This window comes from Klebsiella sp. R445, assembly GCF_051131755.1.
Classification (GTDB): domain Bacteria; phylum Pseudomonadota; class Gammaproteobacteria; order Enterobacterales; family Enterobacteriaceae; genus Klebsiella; species Klebsiella lignicola.
The window spans coordinates 3,745,262-3,766,158 of the sequence record NZ_CP180446.1 but is presented as its reverse complement, the minus strand read 5'-3'; the positions used below and the strand labels follow the sequence as shown (position 1 = coordinate 3,766,158).

General features: G+C 52.6%; 21 protein-coding genes and 2 tRNA genes. 7 read left to right on the top strand and 16 right to left on the bottom strand.

Features of this window, described 5'->3' with window-relative positions; translation table 11 throughout:
- Window positions 1-14: 14 nt before the first annotated feature.
- The 3 genes from nusA to ACMYSN_RS17665 all read right to left on the bottom strand — a co-directional run bounded on the left by nusA (window position 15) and on the right by ACMYSN_RS17665 (window position 2,265).
- Window positions 15-1,502: a transcription termination/antitermination protein NusA gene (gene nusA / locus ACMYSN_RS17675; protein ID WP_462495622.1), complete on the bottom strand. Its 1,488-nt coding sequence runs from the start codon at window positions 1,500-1,502 to the stop codon at window positions 15-17.
- A 27-nt stretch (window positions 1,503-1,529) separates the two neighbouring features.
- Window positions 1,530-1,982, bottom strand: coding sequence for a ribosome maturation factor RimP (gene rimP / locus ACMYSN_RS17670; protein ID WP_148060396.1), 453 nt, complete (start codon window positions 1,980-1,982; stop codon window positions 1,530-1,532).
- A 206-nt stretch (window positions 1,983-2,188) separates the two neighbouring features.
- A tRNA-Met gene (locus tag ACMYSN_RS17665) sits at window positions 2,189-2,265 on the bottom strand.
- A 454-nt stretch (window positions 2,266-2,719) separates the two neighbouring features.
- On the opposite strand from ACMYSN_RS17665, the gene argG reads away from it, so the two are divergent.
- From argG to ACMYSN_RS17650, 3 genes are all read left to right on the top strand, one after another.
- The gene (argG, locus tag ACMYSN_RS17660; protein ID WP_123756329.1) at window positions 2,720-4,063 is read left to right on the top strand and encodes an argininosuccinate synthase; all 1,344 of its coding nucleotides are present in this window, start codon (window positions 2,720-2,722) and stop codon (window positions 4,061-4,063) included.
- A gap of 169 nt (window positions 4,064-4,232) precedes the next feature.
- Window positions 4,233-4,862, top strand: a complete 630-nt coding sequence (locus ACMYSN_RS17655) for a winged helix-turn-helix transcriptional regulator (protein WP_434670538.1) — start codon at window positions 4,233-4,235, stop codon at window positions 4,860-4,862.
- A 480-nt stretch (window positions 4,863-5,342) separates the two neighbouring features.
- Complete coding sequence (locus ACMYSN_RS17650) at window positions 5,343-5,894, top strand: YfaZ family protein (protein ID WP_462495621.1); 552 nt, start codon at window positions 5,343-5,345, stop codon at window positions 5,892-5,894.
- 41 nt (window positions 5,895-5,935) lie between these two features.
- Here ACMYSN_RS17650 and ACMYSN_RS17645 read toward each other — a convergent pair whose 3' ends face one another.
- The 7 genes from ACMYSN_RS17645 to rlmE all read right to left on the bottom strand — a co-directional run bounded on the left by ACMYSN_RS17645 (window position 5,936) and on the right by rlmE (window position 12,151).
- Window positions 5,936-6,337: a hypothetical protein gene (locus ACMYSN_RS17645; RefSeq protein ID WP_462495620.1), complete on the bottom strand. Its 402-nt coding sequence runs from the start codon at window positions 6,335-6,337 to the stop codon at window positions 5,936-5,938.
- 147 nt (window positions 6,338-6,484) lie between these two features.
- Window positions 6,485-6,571 (bottom strand) — tRNA-Leu (locus ACMYSN_RS17640).
- Between the two features lie 9 nt (window positions 6,572-6,580).
- Window positions 6,581-6,910: a preprotein translocase subunit SecG gene (gene secG / locus ACMYSN_RS17635; RefSeq protein WP_100684841.1), complete on the bottom strand. Its 330-nt coding sequence runs from the start codon at window positions 6,908-6,910 to the stop codon at window positions 6,581-6,583.
- 297 nt (window positions 6,911-7,207) lie between these two features.
- A complete protein-coding gene (gene glmM, locus ACMYSN_RS17630) occupies window positions 7,208-8,545 on the bottom strand; it encodes a phosphoglucosamine mutase (protein ID WP_123756326.1) in 1,338 nt (445 codons plus the stop codon).
- Complete coding sequence (folP, locus tag ACMYSN_RS17625; protein ID WP_462495619.1) at window positions 8,538-9,386, bottom strand: dihydropteroate synthase; 849 nt, start codon at window positions 9,384-9,386, stop codon at window positions 8,538-8,540. The genes glmM and folP overlap by 8 nt, the downstream gene beginning before the upstream one ends.
- Before the next feature lie 101 nt (window positions 9,387-9,487).
- Window positions 9,488-11,422: an ATP-dependent zinc metalloprotease FtsH gene (gene ftsH, locus ACMYSN_RS17620; protein WP_462495618.1), complete on the bottom strand. Its 1,935-nt coding sequence runs from the start codon at window positions 11,420-11,422 to the stop codon at window positions 9,488-9,490.
- A 99-nt stretch (window positions 11,423-11,521) separates the two neighbouring features.
- Window positions 11,522-12,151: a 23S rRNA (uridine(2552)-2'-O)-methyltransferase RlmE gene (gene rlmE, locus ACMYSN_RS17615; RefSeq protein ID WP_123756323.1), complete on the bottom strand. Its 630-nt coding sequence runs from the start codon at window positions 12,149-12,151 to the stop codon at window positions 11,522-11,524.
- 124 nt (window positions 12,152-12,275) lie between these two features.
- Here rlmE and yhbY point away from each other — a divergent pair, with 124 nt between their 5' ends.
- Window positions 12,276-12,569, top strand: a complete 294-nt coding sequence (gene yhbY, locus ACMYSN_RS17610) for a ribosome assembly RNA-binding protein YhbY (protein ID WP_004139797.1) — start codon at window positions 12,276-12,278, stop codon at window positions 12,567-12,569.
- A 152-nt stretch (window positions 12,570-12,721) separates the two neighbouring features.
- Here the strand turns inward: yhbY and greA are convergent, their stop codons facing one another.
- Complete coding sequence (gene greA / locus ACMYSN_RS17605) at window positions 12,722-13,198, bottom strand: transcription elongation factor GreA (RefSeq protein WP_123756322.1); 477 nt, start codon at window positions 13,196-13,198, stop codon at window positions 12,722-12,724.
- Between the two features lie 235 nt (window positions 13,199-13,433).
- Between greA and dacB the strand changes: the two genes are divergently transcribed.
- Window positions 13,434-14,867 carry a serine-type D-Ala-D-Ala carboxypeptidase gene (dacB, locus tag ACMYSN_RS17600; protein WP_174509429.1) on the top strand — a complete coding sequence of 478 codons (1,434 nt, stop codon included), beginning with the start codon at window positions 13,434-13,436 and terminating at the stop codon, window positions 14,865-14,867.
- A gap of 119 nt (window positions 14,868-14,986) precedes the next feature.
- Here dacB and cgtA read toward each other — a convergent pair whose 3' ends face one another.
- The 4 genes from cgtA to rplU form a co-directional block, all read right to left on the bottom strand.
- Window positions 14,987-16,165 carry an Obg family GTPase CgtA gene (gene cgtA / locus ACMYSN_RS17595; RefSeq protein WP_123756320.1) on the bottom strand — a complete coding sequence of 393 codons (1,179 nt, stop codon included), beginning with the start codon at window positions 16,163-16,165 and terminating at the stop codon, window positions 14,987-14,989.
- Window positions 16,166-16,180: 15 nt separating this feature from the next.
- Window positions 16,181-17,146, bottom strand: coding sequence for a DMT family transporter (locus tag ACMYSN_RS17590; protein ID WP_123756319.1), 966 nt, complete (start codon window positions 17,144-17,146; stop codon window positions 16,181-16,183).
- 95 nt (window positions 17,147-17,241) lie between these two features.
- Complete coding sequence (gene rpmA / locus ACMYSN_RS17585; RefSeq protein WP_003861831.1) at window positions 17,242-17,499, bottom strand: 50S ribosomal protein L27; 258 nt, start codon at window positions 17,497-17,499, stop codon at window positions 17,242-17,244.
- 19 nt (window positions 17,500-17,518) lie between these two features.
- Window positions 17,519-17,830, bottom strand: a complete 312-nt coding sequence (gene rplU, locus ACMYSN_RS17580) for a 50S ribosomal protein L21 (RefSeq protein WP_004106123.1) — start codon at window positions 17,828-17,830, stop codon at window positions 17,519-17,521.
- Window positions 17,831-18,090: 260 nt separating this feature from the next.
- Here rplU and ispB point away from each other — a divergent pair, with 260 nt between their 5' ends.
- Together ispB and sfsB are read left to right on the top strand one after the other, a co-directional pair.
- Window positions 18,091-19,062 (top strand): octaprenyl-diphosphate synthase, encoded by a 972-nt coding sequence (gene ispB, locus ACMYSN_RS17575; RefSeq protein ID WP_462495617.1) that lies wholly within the window; start codon window positions 18,091-18,093, stop codon window positions 19,060-19,062.
- Between the two features lie 201 nt (window positions 19,063-19,263).
- Window positions 19,264-19,536, top strand: coding sequence for a helix-turn-helix domain-containing protein (sfsB, locus tag ACMYSN_RS17570; protein WP_462495616.1), 273 nt, complete (start codon window positions 19,264-19,266; stop codon window positions 19,534-19,536).
- Window positions 19,537-19,599: 63 nt separating this feature from the next.
- Here the strand turns inward: sfsB and murA are convergent, their stop codons facing one another.
- Window positions 19,600-20,859, bottom strand: a complete 1,260-nt coding sequence (gene murA, locus ACMYSN_RS17565; protein ID WP_462495615.1) for a UDP-N-acetylglucosamine 1-carboxyvinyltransferase — start codon at window positions 20,857-20,859, stop codon at window positions 19,600-19,602.
- Window positions 20,860-20,897 lie beyond the last annotated feature (38 nt).

Sequence of the window (20,897 nt, the reverse complement as noted above, 5' to 3'; positions counted from 1 at the left end):
CCTGCTACAGTTTATTACGCTTCGTCGCCGAACCAACAAATATTACGGGCGGCCATGATGAGCTCTCCGGCTTTTTCGTCGGTCAACCCTTCGATATCAGCCAGATCATCAATGCCCTGCTCGGCGAGATCTTCCAGCGTACAAACGCCACGGGCAGCCAGTTTGAAAGCCATCAAACGTTCTAAACCTTCCAGATTCAGTAAATCTTCAGCAGGTTTAGTCTCTCCCAGGCTTTCTTCCTGAGCCAGCGCCAACGTGGTCAGCGCGTTTTTCGCACGCTCACGAAGTGCTTCAACGGTGTCTTCATCGAGACCGTCGATTTCCAGCAGTTCTTTTACCGGCACATAGGCCAGTTCTTCCAGCGTAGCGAAGCCTTCTTCAACCAACATGGTGGCGAAATCTTCATCAATATCAAGATATTTAGTGAAGGTATCGATCGCCGCGTGGGCTTCAGCCTGATGTTTCGCCTGCAGGTCATCAACGGTCATGACGTTGAGTTCCCAGCCGCTCAGCTGCGAGGCCAGACGGACGTTCTGACCGTTACGGCCAATCGCCTGCGCCAGGTTACCCGCTTCAACCGCGATATCCATGGTGTGTTTATCTTCATCAACCACGATAGACGCGACATCAGCCGGAGCCATTGCGTTAATCACGAACTGCGCCGGGTTATCATCCCACAGGACGATGTCGATACGCTCACCGCCCAGTTCGGTAGAAACCGCCTGAACGCGCGCACCACGCATACCAACGCAAGCGCCAACCGGGTCGATACGCTTATCGTTAGTTTTTACTGCAATCTTCGCACGGGAGCCAGGATCGCGGGCAGCCGCTTTAATTTCGAGCACTTCTTCGCCGATTTCTGGCACTTCAATGCGGAACAGTTCGATCAGCATTTCCGGCTTGGAACGGGTGACGAACAGCTGAGCACCACGAGCTTCCGGACGAACAGCGTACAGAACGCCGCGAATACGGTCGCCAGGGCGGAAGTTTTCGCGCGGCAGCATATCTTCACGCAGGATCACGGCTTCAGCATTGCTGCCCAGATCCAGAGTGATGTTATCGCGGTTTACCTTCTTCACCACACCGGTGATGATTTCACCTTCGTGCTCACGGAACTGATCGACCACCATGGCGCGCTCAGCTTCACGCACTTTCTGCACGATAACCTGTTTCGCGGTCTGCGTAGTGATACGGTCGAAGGTGACGGATTCAATCTGGTCTTCAACGAAGTCGCCAGGATTCATGCTTTCGTCTTCGTAGCGCGCCGCTTCCAGCGTGATTTCGCGCGTCGGCTGGGTCACTTCTTCAACGACCAACCAGCGACGGAAAGTGTCAAAATCACCGCTACGACGATCGATGCTTACACGCACATCGATCTCTTGTTCGTATTTTTTCTTGGTTGCCGTTGCCAGTGCACTTTCCAGTGCTTCGAAAATCTTTTCGCGCGGCAGCGCTTTTTCGTTGGAAACGGCTTCAACAACAGCCAAAATTTCTTTGTTCATCGGGGCCTTTCACCTCAATCCAGACTGTTAAAAGTGGGGAACCAGGTTCGCCTTCTGGATGTTACTCAGCGCGAACACTTCATCTTTGCCTTCAACGGTTACCGTGATCATTTCACCGTCTACCGCTTTGATAATGCCCTGCCATTTGCGACGGTTCTGCACCGCCATACGCAGTACCAGCGAGACTTCCTCACCGGAAAAACGCGCATAGTGTTCGGCGGTAAACATCGGGCGATCAAGGCCAGGTGAAGACACTTCCAGGTTGTAAGCTACGGTGATTGGATCTTCGACATCCATGACAGCGCTGACCTGGTGGCTCACATCAGCACAATCATCAACATTGATGCCATCATCACTATCAATATAGATGCGCAGTGTGGACGTGCGACCGCGAACGAATTCGATGCCGACCAGCTCAAAGCCAAGCGCTTCAACCGGCGCAGTGAGCATCTCTGTTAATTTTTGCTCTAATGTGGACAAACCCACCCCCAAGACATAAAAAAAGGGCGTATCGCCCAGTTATTCTGAAGTCAGATAACAAAAAACCCCGATAAATCGGGGTTTTAGATAACTGAACCCTGCGATCGCAACTGCGATCTGGAACACCTTCCAGGAGAATTCTTTCAAATTCGGCTACGAAGGACCAGGTCCTCACAGTATATTTGAAAAAGTACTCAAAGGGAAAGTGGTTGCGGGGGCCGGATTTGAACCGACGACCTTCGGGTTATGAGCCCGACGAGCTACCAGGCTGCTCCACCCCGCGCCTGAAACGTGGCATATTTTACTCTTAATGAGTAAAAGACGCAAATACTGCTGGGATTTGGTACCGAGGACGGGACATAAAATCGTGGTAAAGTTTATTGATAAACCCTATATTTTGTCAACATGTATTTCATCATGTCCTGTTCCCGTTTGTGCTGTCATTTCGCTCTTTTTTAGCAAAAAAGCAATGAATCACTTCCTGTCATCCGCAAAAGATGATTAAATGAAAACTCACAATTAATGCATAAACATGCAATAAAAAGTTGTTCCACTTGATGCTATTGTTACCGCCTCTTTGGGCACGGAAAGCGCGCAGTCACCAGAGCAGCGTCAATGTTCGTCACGATTATGTGCGATGTCCGGAAAAAAAACGGCAGGCAGAATAGTCAAATGGGACAGGTTTTACGACTTGATAAACCGAACTCACAACAGTCTATCTAGCAGGGTTTTATTTTATGACGACGATTCTTAAGCATCTCCCGGTTGGTCAACGCATTGGTATCGCTTTCTCTGGTGGACTGGATACCAGCGCCGCACTGCTGTGGATGCGCAAAAAAGGCGCAGTGCCTTATGCCTATACCGCGAACCTGGGTCAGCCGGACGAAGAGGACTACGATGCGATTCCTCGTCGCGCCAAAGAGTACGGTGCCGAAGGCGCTCGTCTGATCGACTGCCGTAAGCAGCTGGTCGCAGAAGGTATCGCCGCTATCCAGTGTGGCGCGTTCCACAATACCACCGGTGGCCTGACCTACTTTAACACCACCCCGCTGGGTCGTGCAGTAACAGGCACCATGCTGGTTGCGGCAATGAAAGAAGACGGCGTGAACATCTGGGGTGACGGCAGTACTTATAAAGGCAACGATATCGAACGTTTCTATCGTTATGGCCTGCTCACCAACGCCGAACTGAAAATCTACAAACCGTGGCTGGATAGCGACTTTATCGATGAACTGGGCGGCCGTCAGGAGATGTCCGAGTTTATGATCGCCTGCGGCTTTGACTACAAAATGTCTGTAGAAAAAGCCTACTCCACCGACTCCAACATGCTGGGCGCCACCCACGAAGCGAAAGATCTGGAGTTTCTGAACTCCAGCGTCAAAATCGTTAACCCGATTATGGGCGTCAAATTCTGGGATGAGAGCGTAAAAATTCCGGCTGAAGAAGTCACCATCCGTTTTGAGCAGGGTCACCCTGTGGCATTGAACGGTAAAACCTTCAGCGATGATGTTGAGCTGATGCTTGAAGCGAACCGCATCGGTGGCCGTCATGGTCTGGGCATGAGCGACCAGATTGAAAACCGCATCATCGAAGCAAAAAGCCGTGGCATCTACGAAGCTCCGGGGATGGCGCTGCTGCATATCGCCTACGAGCGTCTGCTGACCGGCATCCACAACGAAGATACCATCGAGCAGTATCATGCTCACGGTCGTCAGCTAGGTCGTCTGCTGTATCAGGGTCGTTGGTTTGACTCGCAGGCGCTGATGCTGCGTGACGCGCTGCAACGTTGGGTGGCGAGCGCCATCACTGGCGAAGTCACGCTGGAACTGCGTCGCGGTAACGACTACTCCATCCTGAACACCGTTTCCGACAACCTGACCTACAAGGCAGAGCGTTTAACGATGGAAAAAGGTGATTCGATGTTCTCCGCGGAAGACCGTATTGGTCAGCTGACGATGCGTAATCTGGATATCACCGACACCCGTGACAAGCTGTTTGGTTACGCGCAATCGGGTTTGCTGACCGCCTCTTCGGCGACCGGCCTTCCTCAGGTTGAGAACCTGGAAAACAGAGACAAATAAGCTATTTTTCCCTGTGCACTAAGCCGACGCTAATCCGTCGGCTTTTTACTGTGGCGTGCTACCATCGATGTGCAAATGATGACCCGAAATTTTTTACCTGTCGCAATTTCTTATAATTGTTGTCTATAATCAGCCGAATACATTTATCCTTGACCCCGTGAGGATCGCAATGAATATTAATCCCCCGGTCAGGCCAAACCAGGCAATCAACCGTCTTCTGGAAATACTCGAACCGTACGCGACACCAATGAATGTCGTCGCCAGAAAAAGGCTGACCCCAAGCTATAAAGGCAAGACGCAGCTCTATCTTTTAAAAAAAGGTGAGCTGTCGGTCATTCGTTCTTCCGACAAATTATTGATTGTGACGGTCTATGAACCGCATCTTTTTGGCGTAGCGGAAATATTGCAACCCAGCCATAGCCATGCCCTACGCGCTGAAGTCGCCTCCGATGTGTTGCGAATTGACAGCGAGCACGCCATCAAACTGTTCCGCGAACATAATCTGTGGGAAGAGGTCACCCGCCTACTGGCATACCACACCTCTTACCTGGTGTATCGCGACGATTTGGTATTACAGCAACGCACCTATTCGGTTATCCGCAATCATCTGATGGAGATGCTGCTGTTACCGGAAGAGACACGCTTACGCGTCTCCATTCTTGAATATATCCAGGACCGTACCCACCTTTCACGCAGCAGCATTCTCAATGTCCTGTCGGCATTAAAAAAGGGAGGCTACATTGAGTTCGCCCGTGGCGGTTATCTGCAAAACGTAAATTCACTTCCTGAGAAATTCTAATTAGCCATCACACTATTTATCGCTTATCTATCGTCGTCACGCCGTGTACCGGCAAGCGAATTTAAATTTAAACAAACAAACGATAACGACAAGCGATAAATACTTTTATTCTGAGCCCCTGTATTTATCACACTGAAAAGTGTACTGAAAGCTGAAAAACAGGCTCAGAAATGGCGATGGTATTCCCTGCTCCGCTCACCAGACGTGCTTCGGTACACAAGTGGACGGAGAGACATGCACTTTCAGCTATCCCTGAAGACGCATAGCGGATTAAACCGGTCTGATTCTTGATATCACATGTTCTGTTGTCGGAGCATGCCTGCCACGCTTCCAGTCATCAGCAAAGCATAAGTATTGTTCTCCCTGCCGTGCTGGTGATAACGGAAAGCACTTCAGCTAATAACGATTAAACCCAAAAAACCGTTAATCATTTGCCCGAACGCTCGTATCGGGTATTTTTTTACCTGAAGGAATTCAACAATGAGCATGATCACTCCGAAATCAGTTCTGTTAGTTGCAGCTCTCAGCGCAAGCAGCGCTGCCTGCGCATCCGTCAATTTGCACGGCGAGGCGGGAGAGGAGTTCACTAACCTCTCCGCCAGTTTCGGCGCGGAAGATCCGGGCATGACGTTCAACGGCAGCTGGGCACACAGCGATAACGATGGTGATGTTGCCGGGTTAGGCATGGGCTATAACTTTAACCTCGGCCCGTTTCTTTTGACCCTTGGGGGAAAAGCGCTGTACCTGAATCCGAAAGATGGCGATGAAGGCTATGCGGTCGCGATGGGTGGCGGTGCACAACTGCCATTGGGGGATTTCTTTACCCTGTTTGGTGAGACCTATTATTCCCCGGACTCCATGTCCAGCGGCGTCGACGACTATGTCGAGGCTAACGCCGGGGTGCGGGTGAACGTCATTAAATCGCTGAGTATTGAAGCAGGATATCGCTATATCGATATGGCGGGCAAAAACAGCCATCGCGACAACACCCTCGCCGATGGTGCTTATGCGGGCTTCAACTTCCGTTTCTGATAGCATGCAAAAGGGATTGCCGCTGGCAATCCCTCATTCACTTAAGCAACCGCGGGTACGGTTTTCAGTAGCCGGTTAATCACCTGCAGGCCTGCAATATTGTTCTCTTTACGATAAACCTCATTCATTGCAGACATCTGTTCCAGTTTCGTCAGTGCGCTATAAACATGGAACGCATCACTGTCTTTATCAAAGATGTCTTTCTTCGAGACATCCTGCAAGTAGTTATCTTTGAGTGACTGGCTCAGGCTACTAATCAGCGCCGTATTATCCTGAAAACAGCTCACGGCCTCCTGACCACTTTGTCCTGAAGGTTGTGCATCACTATGTAATACCGGCACCGTTAAGGTATTAATGGTATCGACCGTATCCGCCGATGGCGTGGCACTGCATCCGGACAAACACAGGACGCCTGCAATAATGAACGACCTGAACTTCTTCATCTGCGTCACTTCACCTCTTCTGAATAGATGGGCGCGACTTTAGCGATTACGCAGGGATCAAGACCAGTGAAGAGTTATTTATAAATAAACAAACGCAAACTACAGACGAAAAAAAAGACGCTTTTCAGCGTCTTTTTTTCGGAATATTGGTACCGAGGATGGGACTCGAACCCACAAGCCCGTTAGGGCACTACCACCTCAAGGTAGCGTGTCTACCAATTCCACCACCTCGGTACAGAAATCTTAGTGTGGGATATCGCTGCTCGGCTGTGCCGGTGCTGCGGGTTGAGTCTGCTCAGTTTTCGGCGCGCTCAGATTATCCCACTCACTTCCTTTATTGGTCTTGTTGCTATTGATATTACCCAGCACCAGACTGATGATGAAGAACAACGCTGCCAGGATACCTGTCATGCGGGTCATGAAGTTACCAGAACCGCTGGATCCAAACAACGTGCCGGAAGCGCCTGCTCCGAAGGAGGCTCCCATATCAGCGCCTTTACCTTGCTGCAGCATGATCAGGCCAACGAGACCAATCGCCACAATAAGGAAAACAACTAAAAGAGCTTCTTGCATAATCAACCTGTTCCTTGCGGATTCGCCGCATACCAATTGCTTCAACCAATAAAGCGGGACGTATTAACGTTTCCCACTGAAGCGGGTGTGAATACTAACCAAAGCGAATGACCTTCGCAAGGGCAATTTCGGTGCATTGTATCAACTGCGGAAAAAAACAGCAAAAAGCGCTTTTGGGTCGACGAAAAAGGCGGCAAACGCCGCCTTTTTAAACACATAGAACCACATCAACCTTCCTGATTATAGCCTTGCTCCGGGTCTCCCTGCTAAACAGATCGGCGAAGCACATTGGCTTAATCAGGCATTTTTCACTGCATCTGCGATCCGGTGCGCAAATTCATGTACCTGCTCTTCGTGCTCACCTTCAACCATCACGCGAATTAACGGTTCGGTACCCGATTTACGCAGCAGCACACGACCTCGGTTGCCTAATGCCGCTTCCACTTCCGCCATGACCGCTTTGACGTTTTCGTGCTCCAGCGGGTTGCCGCTGCCTTCGGTGAAGCGCACGTTAACCAGAATCTGCGGGAACATTTTCATGCCGCTGCACAAGTCATGCAGGCTCATATGGTTACGCACCATCGCCGCTACAACCTGCAGGCTGGCAACGATGCCGTCACCGGTCGTGGTTTTGTCCAGCAGGATAACGTGGCCGGAGTTTTCAGCACCGATACGCCAGCCTTTCTCCTGCAGCTTCTCGAGGACATAGCGGTCGCCCACTTTTGCCCGAACAAACGGGATCCCCAACTGCTTGAGCGCCAGCTCCAGCCCCATGTTGCTCATCAGAGTTCCCACCGCGCCACCGCGCAGCTGGCCCTGACGCAGCCCTTCACGGGCGATGATATACAGAATCTGGTCGCCGTCGACCTTGTTACCTTCATGGTCGACCATGATGACGCGGTCACCATCGCCATCGTAGGCAATCCCAAGATCGGCTTTTTCTGCCAACACCCGCGCCTGCAGGGCGCGCACATCGGTCGCCCCGACTTCTTCATTGATATTGAGACCGTTGGGTTCGCAACCCATTGCAATCACCTGGGCACCCAGCTCACGGAACACATTCGGCGCGATGTGATAGGTCGCCCCGTGCGCGCAATCAACCACGACTTTCAGGGCATTCAGGCTCAGTTCGTTCGGGAAGGTGCCTTTGCAGAACTCAATGTAGCGGCCGGCTGCATCGACAATACGGCTGGCTTTACCTAACTCTGCAGAATCGACGCAGGTCAGCTCTTTTTCCATTTCGGCTTCGATAGCTTCTTCGACATTGTCCGGCAGCTTAGTGCCTTCAATGGAGAAGAACTTGATGCCGTTATCATAGAACGGGTTATGCGAAGCCGAAATCACAATCCCGGCTTCCGCGCGGAAGGCACGCGTCAGGTAAGCCACCGCTGGCGTTGGCATTGGGCCAGTGAAAGAGGCCGACAACCCTGCGGCCGCCAGTCCTGCTTCCAGCGCCGATTCCAGCATATAGCCGGAGATACGTGTATCTTTACCGATGATGATTTTCCGTGAACCGTGACGCGCTAGTACCTTACCCGCCGCCCAGCCCAGCTTGAGTACGAATTCCGGAGTAATAGGTGAATCGCCTACGCGGCCACGGATACCATCGGTGCCAAAATATTTGCGGTTACTCATAACGTTTATTTTCCTTTGTGCTCAGAGTGGCTTCCACCACGCGTAGCGCTTCTACCGTTTCTTTGACGTCATGGACGCGAATGATCTGCGCGCCCTGCATCGCTGCAATTACTGCACAAGCCAGGCTGCCGCTGAGGCGTTCCGTCGGTCCGACGTTGAGCAACTGACCGACCATCGCCTTACGCGACATACCGACCAACAGGGGGAGACCGAAATGATGGAACTCACCGAGTCGAGCAAGCAGCTCATAATTATGGGAAAGATTTTTACCGAAACCGAATCCTGGGTCGAGCAACAATTTCTCTTTTGCGATGCCGGCCCGTTCACAGCGCACGATATGCTCGGTGAAAAAGCGGGCAACATCGGCAAAGACATCATCATACTTCGGCGCTTCCTGCATGGTTTTCGGCTGGCCCTGCATATGCATCAGGCATACCGGCAGCCCGGTTTGCGCGGCGGCTTCTAAGGCGCCGGGTTCGGTCAGCGAGCGGATATCGTTAATAATATGCGCCCCTGCCCGCGCGGACTCGCGGATCACTTCAGGTTTCGAGGTATCCACAGAAATCCAGACTTCGAAACGCTGAGCAATAGCCTCCACCACCGGGATAACGCGCGCTAGTTCTTCCTCAACGCTGACATCTAACGCACCAGGGCGCGTCGATTCACCACCGATGTCAATGATAGTCGCTCCCGCGTTAATCATCAGGTTGGCATGTTTCACCGCTTCTACCAGCGAATTATGCGTACCGCCGTCAGAGAAGGAGTCGGGAGTCACGTTAAGGATCCCCATCACGTGTGGATGGGAGAGGTCGAGGATTGAGCCCTGGGCTGCGAGTTTCATCACGAAATCCCTGAATCAGGAAGGGTTAATAAAAAGAAAAACCCCGGAGCGGCAGGCGCCCCGGGGTTTCGATATCTACAACAACATCAACAGCGGCTAACTTATTTGTCGCCCAACTGCTCTGACATGGTGCCGCCCGGGTTCGGCGTACGCGGTTCATCGACCGGACGCGGCGCACTCGGCGTACCATTGTTGCCAGAATTATTGTTGCCGCTCGGATCTTCCCAGCCAGCCGGCGGGCGAACGTCACGACGAGCCATCAGGTCATCAATCTGCGGTGCATCGATAGTCTCATATTTCATGAGCGCATCTTTCATCGAATGCAGGATGTCCATGTTGTCGTTCAGAATCTGACGAGCACGATTGTAGTTACGTTCAACCAGTGATTTCACTTCCTGGTCGATGATACGTGCAGTCTCATCGGACATATGCTTCGCTTTCGCGACGCTACGGCCCAGGAAGACTTCGCCTTCTTCTTCCGCGTACAGCAGCGGACCGAGTTTGTCAGAGAAGCCCCACTGCGTCACCATGTTACGTGCCAGATTGGTCGCGACTTTAATGTCGTTAGACGCACCGGTAGAAACATGTTCCACGCCGTAGATAATCTCTTCTGCCAGACGGCCACCGTACAGCGTTGAAATCTGACTTTCCAGTTTCTGACGGCTGGCGCTGATAGCATCGCCTTCCGGCAGGAAGAAGGTCACACCCAATGCGCGACCGCGCGGAATAATCGTCACCTTGTGGACCGGATCGTGCTCTGGTACCAGACGGCCGATAATCGCGTGGCCCGCTTCGTGGTAAGCGGTAGATTCTTTCTGCGCTTCCGTCATCACCATGGAGCGACGTTCCGCACCCATCATGATTTTGTCTTTCGCTTTTTCGAACTCAACCATCGACACGACGCGTTTGTTGCCACGGGCAGCAAACAGTGCTGCTTCGTTGACCAGGTTTGCCAGGTCAGCACCGGAGAAGCCTGGAGTACCGCGCGCAATGATAGCTGCATCGATATCTGGCGACAGCGGTACGCGACGCATGTGAACTTTCAAAATCTGTTCACGACCGCGAACATCCGGCAGCCCAACCACAACCTGACGGTCGAAACGACCAGGACGCAGCAGCGCAGGGTCAAGAACGTCAGGACGGTTAGTTGCAGCGATAACAATGATGCCCTCGTTGCCTTCAAAACCATCCATCTCAACCAGCATCTGGTTAAGTGTCTGTTCACGTTCATCGTGACCACCGCCCAGACCCGCGCCACGCTGGCGGCCTACGGCGTCGATTTCATCGATGAAGATAATGCACGGTGCTGCTTTCTTAGCTTGTTCGAACATGTCACGCACACGGGATGCGCCCACACCAACGAACATTTCTACGAAGTCAGAACCTGAAATTGTGAAGAACGGTACTTTTGCTTCACCGGCGATAGCCTTCGCCAGCAGCGTTTTACCAGTACCCGGAGGGCCGACCATCAGGACGCCTTTCGGGATTTTACCGCCCAGCTTCTGGAAACGGCTCGGTTCACGCAGGTATTCAACCAGCTCAGCGACTTCCTCTTTCGCTTCATCGCAACCGGCGACATCAGCAAAAGTGGTTTTGATCTGGTCTTCCGTCAGCATACGGGCTTTGCTTTTGCCGAAGGACATCGCGCCCTTTCCGCCGCCGCCCTGCATTTGCCGCATAAAGAAGATCCAGACGCCGATCAGCAACAGCATCGGGAACCAGGAAATGAAGATTGAAGCCAGCAGGCTCGGCTCTTCCGGCGGTTCGCCAACCACTTTGACGTTTTTCGTCAACAAGTTATCGAGCAGCTTCGGATCGTTAACCGGAATGTAAGTCGTGTAACGGTTACTATCTTTCTTGGTAACGTTGATCTCACGTCCGTTGATACGCGCTTCGCGAACCTGATCCTGGTTGACCTCCTGCAGGAAGGTTGAATAATCCACCTTACGGCCATTAGACTCGCTGGGCCCAAAGCTCTGGAATACTGACATCAGCACAACGGCAATGACCAGCCAGAGTATTAGGTTTTTCGCCATGTCACTCAAGGGATTAACCTCTTATTACAACTGTGTTAAAAACAGCGTCAGGATACTCTATATCCAGCGTCTTTCAAACTTTCGTTTGAAATCTACCGGTTATGGTTTACGCCCGGTCGCTACAATGTACACTTCACGCGAACGGGCGCGAGAAGAGTCCGGCTTACGAACTTTGACCTTCGTAAACAGGGAGCGAATTTCTCTAAGATACTCATCGAAACCTTCGCCCTGGAACACCTTCACTACAAAACTACCACCTGGCGCTAATACATCACGAGCCATTCCAAGCGCCAGCTCTACCAAATACATGGCCCGGGGAATATCCACCGCCGGTGTTCCACACATATTTGGCGCCATATCGGACATGACAACCTGTACTTTACTGTCACCTACACGATCCAGTAACGCTTTCAGGACTAATTCATCACGAAAATCGCCCTGAAGGAAGTCCACACCAACGATTGGATCCATCGGTAAAAGATCGCAAGCGATGATGCGGCCGCTGTTTCCGATTTGGGTAACCGCATACTGCGACCAGCCACCGGGGGCAGCGCCGAGGTCAACAATCGTCATCCCCGGTTTAAAAATTTTGTCACCTTGCTGTATTTCATCAAGTTTAAACCAGGCGCGGGAACGTAACCCCTTTTTCTGCGCCTGGAGAACATATTTATCGCTAAAGTGTTCCTGAAGCCAGCGACTTGAGCTGGCAGAACGCTTTTTACCTGTCATTTAACATTCCCATTTCGGGTTCATCATACTTTGCGACGTAAAAATCGACACGGTAGTTTGGCGATATATGGGAGATGGCGGTAGAATGAACCGTTTTCAATCCCAACGTAAGCAAAAAAATACGATGAATCTGAGTACTAAACAAAAACAGCACCTGAAAGGTCTGGCACATCCGCTCAAGCCGGTAGTTATGCTTGGCAATAATGGTTTGACCGAAGGGGTACTGGCCGAGATCGAACAAGCGTTAGAGCACCATGAGCTCATCAAGGTGAAAATCGCATCGGAAGACCGCGAAACGAAAACCTTGATCGTGGAAGCTATCGTGCGCGAAACCGGCGCCTGTAACGTACAGGTCATCGGTAAAACGCTGGTCCTGTATCGCCCAACTAAAGAGCGTAAAATCTCGCTGCCACGCTAAGAATATCCTGAAACTCTACACAACTTTGTGTAAAACGAGGGATTTCTACGGGTAGACGAGCAAAATGCCATGCTCCGGACGTTGATAAAAGGCCGCTATGCGGCCTTTTTCCTTTCTTTACAATCCATCAACATGGTAGCGGGTAATACGGGTTAAAGGTACTCGACCTTAATAATTTCGTATTCGACTTCGCCACCAGGCGTGCGGATTGTCACCACATCATCCTGCTCTTTACCGATCAGACCACGTGCAATCGGTGAATTCACAGAGATCAGATTTTGCTTAAAGTCAGCCTCATCATCACCCACGATGCGGTAGGTCTGCTCTTCATCAGTATCGAGATTCAGTACATTGACCGTCGCGCCAAAAATCACTCGCCCGTTATTCGGCATTTTAGTGATATCAATTACCTGCGCATTAGACAGTTTGGCCTCAATATCCTTGATACGACCTTCGCAGAAACCTTGCTGTTCGCGGGCTGCATGATATTCAGCGTTCTCTTTCAGATCGCCATGTTCACGCGCATCGGCAATCGCAGCAATGATTTCTGGACGACGAACGGATTTCAGAAAATCCAGTTCTTCGCGCAGTTTTTCGGCACCACGTAAGGTCATCGGAATAGCTTGCATTTGTTATACCTCTTTATCATTCCTTCATGGAACGGATGCTTCCGTTCCGCAACCGGCCACGCCATAGGCAGGACAGGAGCAAAAAGAAAACCAACCCGGAAAACATTCCCCAGGTCAGCAGCAATTTTCAATTTGATAAGTATTTTACCCTGAAGTTCACTATGGGTCATCGTTTACTTTACAGGGTATTGCACCGTAGTATGACGGCTCGGTTTCAGGTTGTTAGCGCGAGATTATGCGATTTTCCAGATTTATCATCGGATTGACTGCCGGTATAGCGTTTAGCGCTCAGGCGGCGAATATTGACGACTACATCACCCAGCTTCCCGCGGGTGCAAACCTCGCCTTCATGGCGCAAAAGGTTGGCTCCCCTACGCCGGAGATAGATTTTCACAGTCAGCAGATGGCACTGCCTGCCAGTACCCAGAAGGTGATCACCGCGCTGGCCGCCCTGCTCCAGCTTGGGCCGGATTTCCGTTTCACGACCACCCTGGAAACCAAGGGAAGCCTTGATAGCGGCGTGCTGAAAGGCGATCTGATCGCCCGTTTTGGCGGCGACCCGACCCTCAGACGCCAGGATATTCGCAATATGGTGGCGACGCTGAAAAAAGCCGGCGTCCAGCGGATCGAAGGTAACGTCCTGATTGATACCTCAGTCTTCGCCAGCCATGACAAAGCACCTGGCTGGCCCTGGAACGACATGACCCAGTGCTTCAGCGCGCCTCCGGCTGCCGCTATCGTCGACCGCAACTGTTTTTCTATCTCGCTTTACAGCGCACAGAAGCCTGGCGATCTGGCCTTTATCCGCGTCGCCTCTTATTACCCGGTGACCATGTTCAGCCAGGTGAGAACCCTGGCTCGCGGTTCGTCTGAAGCCCAGTACTGTGAACTTGACGTGGTGCCTGGCGATCTGAACCGCTACACCTTAACCGGCTGCCTGCCGCAACGTAGTGAGCCATTACCGTTGGCGTTCGCAATTCAGGACGGCGCCAGCTATGCCGGCGTGATTCTGAAGTCTGAACTGGCGCAGGCGGGGATCACCTACAGTGGAACGCTGCTGCGCCAGACGCTGGCTAACGAGCCGGGCACCGTTCTGGCCACCACACAATCCGCGCCGCTGCACGATCTCCTGCGGATCATGTTGAAAAAGTCCGACAACATGATCGCCGATACCGTCTTTCGCACCATCGGCCATGCGCGTCTTGGTGTACCAGGAACCTGGCGCGCCGGCTCTGATGCAGTGCGCCAAATCCTGCGTCAGCAGGCCGGTATCGATTTGGGCAATACCATTATTGCCGATGGTTCAGGCCTGTCGCGCCATAACCTGATTGCGCCAGCCACCATGATGCAGGTACTGCAATATATTGCCCAGCATGATAATGAGCTGAACTTTATCTCCATGCTGCCGCTGGCGGGTCACGATGGTTCGCTCCAGTATCGTGCGGGGCTGAATCAGGCGGGTGTTGATGGCAAGGTATCGGCAAAAACCGGTTCGTTGCAGGGGGTCTATAACCTCGCCGGCTTTATTACCGCCGCCAGCGGGCAGAAAATTGCCTTTGTACAGTATTTATCTGGGTATGCCGTACCGCCTGCCGATCAGCGTAACCGGCGGATCCCGCTGGTGCGCTTCGAAAGCCGGTTATACAAAGATTTGTACCAGAATAACTAAAACAAAAGGGCCGCATTGAATGCGGCCCTTTTAGTACGTCCTGAATGTGACAAAAGCCTTATACGGGCCGTATCGCGCTCACCCCGACCGCAAGTATGACCGGGGTGCAGTTCAGCAGATTAACGCTTGTAGATGAACTCAACGCCTTCTTCGTCGTCTTCGTCCCAGTCGTCATCCCAGTCTTCGTCATCTTCAACTTCAACTTCGGCTTCTTCAAGCTGCTGACGGTGGTAGTCATCCCACATGAACTCGACTTTTTCTGCGACTTTCTCTTCCGGCGCATGCACGATAGGGTTTTCGATGATAAAGGTCATCACGTCCCAGCACAGGTCTTTCACGCCCTGTTGGCTTGCCGCAGAGATCAGGTAGAACTTGTCTTCCCAGCCCAGCGCTTCGGCAATCGCTTTTGCCTTAGCTTCAGCTTCGGCTTTATCCATCAGGTCAATCTTGTTGAAGACTAACCAGCGCGGTTTCTCAGCCAGCTTCTCGCTGTATTTCTCCAGCTCACCGATGATAATGCGCGCATTCTCGACCGGATCGGATCCATCGATAGGCTCGATATCGATGAGGTGCAGCAGTACGCGACAACGCTCAAGGTGCTTCAGGAAGCGAATCCCCAGACCTGCGCCTTCCGCAGCCCCTTCGATTAGCCCCGGGATATCCGCAACAACGAAGCTCTTCTCGTTGTCCATACGGACAACGCCAAGGCTCGGTACCAGCGTGGTAAACGGATAGTCAGCCACTTTCGGCTTCGCGGCAGAAACGGCACGAATGAACGTGGATTTACCGGCATTCGGCATGCCCAGCATCCCGACGTCTGCCAGCAGCATCAGCTCCAGCTGCAGATCGCGCTTGTCGCCCGGCGTACCCATTGTTTTTTGACGCGGGGTACGGTTAACGGACGATTTGAAACGGGTGTTGCCCAGACCGTGCCAGCCGCCTTTAGCGACCATCAGACGTTGACCATGTTTGGTCATATCGCCCATGACTTCGCCGGTCCCCTGATCGATAACACGGGTCCCTACAGGCACTTTCACCGAGACATCTTTGCCACGTTTACCGGTACAGTCACGGCTCTGACCATTCTGTCCACGCTCGGCGCGGAAAGACTTCTCAAAGCGATAGTCGATCAGGGTGTTCAGGTTTTCGTCCGCTTCCAGCCAGACATCACCACCATCACCACCGTCGCCGCCATCCGGGCCGCCTCGCGGAATATATTTTTCACGGCGGAAGCTAACACAACCGTTGCCGCCATCACCTGCTACGACCAAGATCGTTGCTTCATCAACAAACTTCATTTTACTCTCCGAAAATCATTCGCCTGAGCGGGGCAGCGGTACAACCGCTTCACGCTTACGTAAGCCACCCCAAAGACGGTGGCCTATGGCGGAGTACATCGCGCCCGCAACCACGACAAACGCACCGAGATAACCTAACAGGTTTAACATCGGTCTGGCGAAAACATCGGGCCAGGCCATTGATAATAAATCTGAAAAAAGCAGCGTAAACAACGGCGTTAAGGTAATTAACGCGCTCACCTGCGCTGCCTGCCAGCGCGCCATAGCTTCCGCCAACGCACCGTAGCCTACCAGGGTATTTAACCCGCAGAAAAACAGGCACGCTAGCTGCCAGTCGCTTAACGCCAGAACCTGCGAAAGCGTTGCCAGGGGCAACAGTGCTATCGTACATAAAGTGTACAGCAAAAAGAGGATCTGCTGTGACGCCAGGCGGCGTAATAACACCTTTTGTGCGACGCCATAGCTGACCCAGACTGCGGCCGCTCCGACGCCGAAAATTACCCCCCACGTGTAATCCGTCAGGCGGGTAAAAATTTCAATCAGGCTGGTGTTAAAAAACATCACCAACCCGCAAATCAGCATTAGCGCCCCCACGACCTGGGTACCGCGCATTTTCTCCTTCAGGATGAATACGCTGGCCACCATCATGCCGACCGGAGACAGCTGGCCGATCACCTGAGAAGCCGTAGGGCTAAGATATTGCAGGGAAGAGCTAAACAGGATGAAGTTACCGAACAGGCCGCCCGTCGCAATGGCCAACAGAACCAACCAGCGTGGTTTGCGAAAGAGGCGCAGCGGCGGCAGTTTTCCCCTGATTGCCAGGATAGTGCCAAGGCCGATACTCGCCATCAAAAAGCGATAGAACACCACGGTTGGTGGCTCCATCACTTCAAGAACCTGCTTCATTGCAATTGGCAATGCACCCCAGCACATTGCGGTGGTGAGCGCCAAAAGAATGCCAATGCCGGCCTGCTGATTCATACCCGTTTTCCCTGCAGAAAAATATCCGGGGTTCTAATGTAAAAAGCCCCGCAACACGTTGCGGGGCTTTAATCCGTTACCGGACCACGAAAAACTTACTCAGCAACGATGCTGATGTATTTACGGTTGTTCGGGCCTTTCACTTCAAATTTCACTTTACCGTCTGCTTTAGCAAACAGAGTGTGGTCACGACCGCAACCTACGTTGGTGCCTGCGTGGAACTTGGTGCCACGCTGACGAACGATGATGCTGCCCGCCAGAACGGATTCGCCACCGAAACGCTTAACGCCGAGGCGTTTAGCTTCTGAATCGCGACCGTTACGAGTTGAGCCGCCAGCCTTTTTATGTGCCATTTAAATCTCTCCTCAGGTCTTAGGCGCTGATGCCAGTAATTTTCACATCAGTGAACCACTGACGATGGCCCTGCTGTTTACGGTAGTGTTTACGACGACGAAACTTAACGATTTTAACTTTCTCGCCACGACCGTGAGCAACAACTTCAGCTTTGATTACGCCGCCCTCAACGAAAGGAACGCCGATCTTGATTTCTTCACCGTTTGCGATCATCAGAACTTCAGCGAACTCAACAGCTTCGCCAGTTGCGATGTCCAGCTTTTCCAGGCGAATGGTCTGACCTTCGCTTACTCGGTGTTGTTTACCACCACTTTGGAAAACCGCGTACATATAAAACTCCGCTTCCGTGCACCTCTTCGTGTGATTCAGAGTGCACTATAAATATTCACAATAGGGCGCGAATATTACGCAAAACGCGAGCCTTTGACAAGAGCGATTAGCGATCAACGCAGAAAAAAAACACAACTTTCACGCTAACGTTTATCTATGCCAATTTTTCAGTACAATCATAGCTTCTTTTAATTCTATCTTAATCCTTCTGTGAACCCATCTGGATTCGCGGTAACAGGACATGTGGCCCGGCTTTTGCGATGAATTTAGAAAAAATCAATGAGTTAACCGCGCAAGATATGGCGGGTGTCAATGCGGCAATCCTTGAGCAACTTGACTCAGATGTTCAGCTTATCAATCAGTTAGGCTATTACATCATTAGCGGAGGCGGAAAACGTATTCGTCCGATGATCGCGGTCCTTGCAGCCCGGGCCGTCGGCTACCAGGGCAACGCCCACGTCACCATTGCCGCGCTGATCGAATTTATCCATACCGCGACCCTGCTGCATGATGATGTGGTTGATGAGTCAGACATGCGTCGTGGCAAGGCGACGGCAAACGCCGCTTTTGGCAACGCCGCCAGCGTGTTGGTGGGCGATTTTATCTATACGCGTTCCTTCCAGATGATGACCAGCCTCGGCTCGCTGAAGGTGCTGGAAGTCATGTCGAAAGCCGTTAACGTCATTGCTGAGGGCGAAGTGCTGCAGCTGATGAACGTCAACGACCCGGATATCACGGAAGAAAATTACATGCGGGTGATTTACAGCAAAACCGCCCGCCTGTTTGAAGCTGCCGCCCAGTGTTCCGGCATTCTGGCAGGCTGTACCGCAGAGCAGGAACAGGCGCTGCAGGACTACGGACGTTATCTTGGCACGGCGTTCCAGCTGATCGACGATTTGCTCGATTACAGCGCCGATGGCGAGCGTCTCGGCAAAAACGTCGGCGATGATCTGAATGAAGGCAAACCCACGTTGCCGTTGCTCCATGCCATGCGTCACGGTACGCCTGAGCAGTCTGCGATGATACGTGGAGCGATTGAGCAGGGTAACGGCCGCCACCTGCTGGATGCCGTACTGGAAACCATGGCGGCCTGCGGTTCACTGGACTGGACCCGCCAGCGCGCGGAAGAAGAAGCGGATAAGGCCATTGCCGTCCTGCAGGCTTTACCGGATTCACCATGGCGTGAAGCGCTTATCGGCCTGGCGCATATTGCCGTGCAACGTGATAGCTAATCCCCCCCCTCTGCTTCATTCCCGCGCGTTTGCGCGGGAAGTTCCTATAAACTCCAGAATCTCACCATTATCAACCAGACCCTGGTACATTCTGAATATACACACACTTTACTAGAACTTGTTAGAACTATCGTGATCCTGGGGTATAGTCATTCAGTCGCCTGTTGGCGACGCACTGGATCCTTACCACCGGGAGAATTTATGGATAAGTTCATCGATTGGCACCAAGCAGATATCATTGCTGGATTACGCAAAAAAGGGACGTCGCTCGCAGCAGAATCGCGGCGCAACGGCTTAAGTTCTTCAACACTAGCAAATGCGCTAACCCGGCCATGGCCGAAAGGCGAGCTGATAATTGCGACGGCGCTGGATACCACGCCCTGGGCTATCTGGCCCTCACGTTATCATGATCCTGTCACCCATCAGTTTATCGACAGGACGCAGATGATACGTCTGAAGAAAGAGAGCAAGTGAATTGAGAAGTGAGTGTAAAAACAGCCCCCGGACGGACGTCAGAGGGCTGCTGTCATAGCAGGTTTATTCGCCTTTGATGCGCTCGATATTTGCGCCCAGCGCCTGCAGTTTGTCTTCAATACGCTCGTAACCACGGTCAATGTGGTAAATGCGATCGACAATCGTGGTCCCTTCCGCGATGCAGCCCGCCAGAACCAGGCTGGCAGAAGCGCGCAGATCGGTCGCCATCACCTGTGCACCTGAAAGCTGTGCCACGCCGTGGCAGATCGCCGTATTACTTTCGATTTCAGCATGCGCGCCCATACGGATGAGCTCCGGGATATGCATGAAGCGGTTTTCGAAAATAGTCTCGGTAATCACCCCGGTACCTTCCGCAACCAGGTTCAGCAGCGTGAACTGCGCCTGCATGTCGGTCGGGAACCCTGGGTGTGGCGCGGTACGCACGTTGACAGCCTTCGGGCGTTTGCCGTGCATATCCAGGCTAATCCAGTCTTCACCGGTTTCGATGTCAGCACCCGCGTCACGCAGCTTGGCCAGCACGGCATCCAGCGTATCCGGCTGAGCGTTACGGCACACAATTTTACCGCCGGAGATCGCCGCGGCCACCAGGAAGGTACCGGTCTCGATACGGTCCGGCAGCACGCGATAAACACCGCCTCCCAGACGGGCGACGCCTTCGATGGTGATGCGGTCAGTCCCCTGACCTGTAATCTTCGCACCCAGCGCGTTGAGGAAGTTCGCCGTGTCGACGATTTCCGGCTCACGGGCGGCGTTTTCGATAACGGTGGTACCTTCTGCCAGGGTCGCTGCGCTCATGATGGTCACGGTTGCGCCTACGCTGACCTTGTCCATCACGATATGGGCGCCTTTAAGACGCCCATTAACCGACGCCTTCACATAGCCTTCTTCCAGCTTGATTTCAGCGCCCAGTTGCTCCAGACCGACAATATGCAGGTCGACCGGACGCGCACCGATAGCACAACCACCCGGCAGTGAAACCTGACCCTGACCAAAGCGAGCCACCAGCGGCCCCAGCGCCCAAATGGAAGCACGCATCGTTTTAACGAGGTCGTACGGTGCACAGAAGACGTCAACCGGGCCAGCATCGATCCAGACTGAGCCGTTGCGCTTAACGTTGGCGCCGAGCTGGCTCAGCAGTTTCATCGTGGTATCGATGTCTTTCAGTTTGGGGACATTCTGGATCTCAATCGGCTCGTCTGCCAACAGTGCCGCAAAAAGGATTGGCAGGGCTGCGTTTTTCGCACCGGAGATAGTGACCTCACCCTGAAGGCGAGTTGGACCCTGAACACGGAATTTATCCATTGATTCTGTTCTCTGTTAAAAATTTACCTATGCTGCAG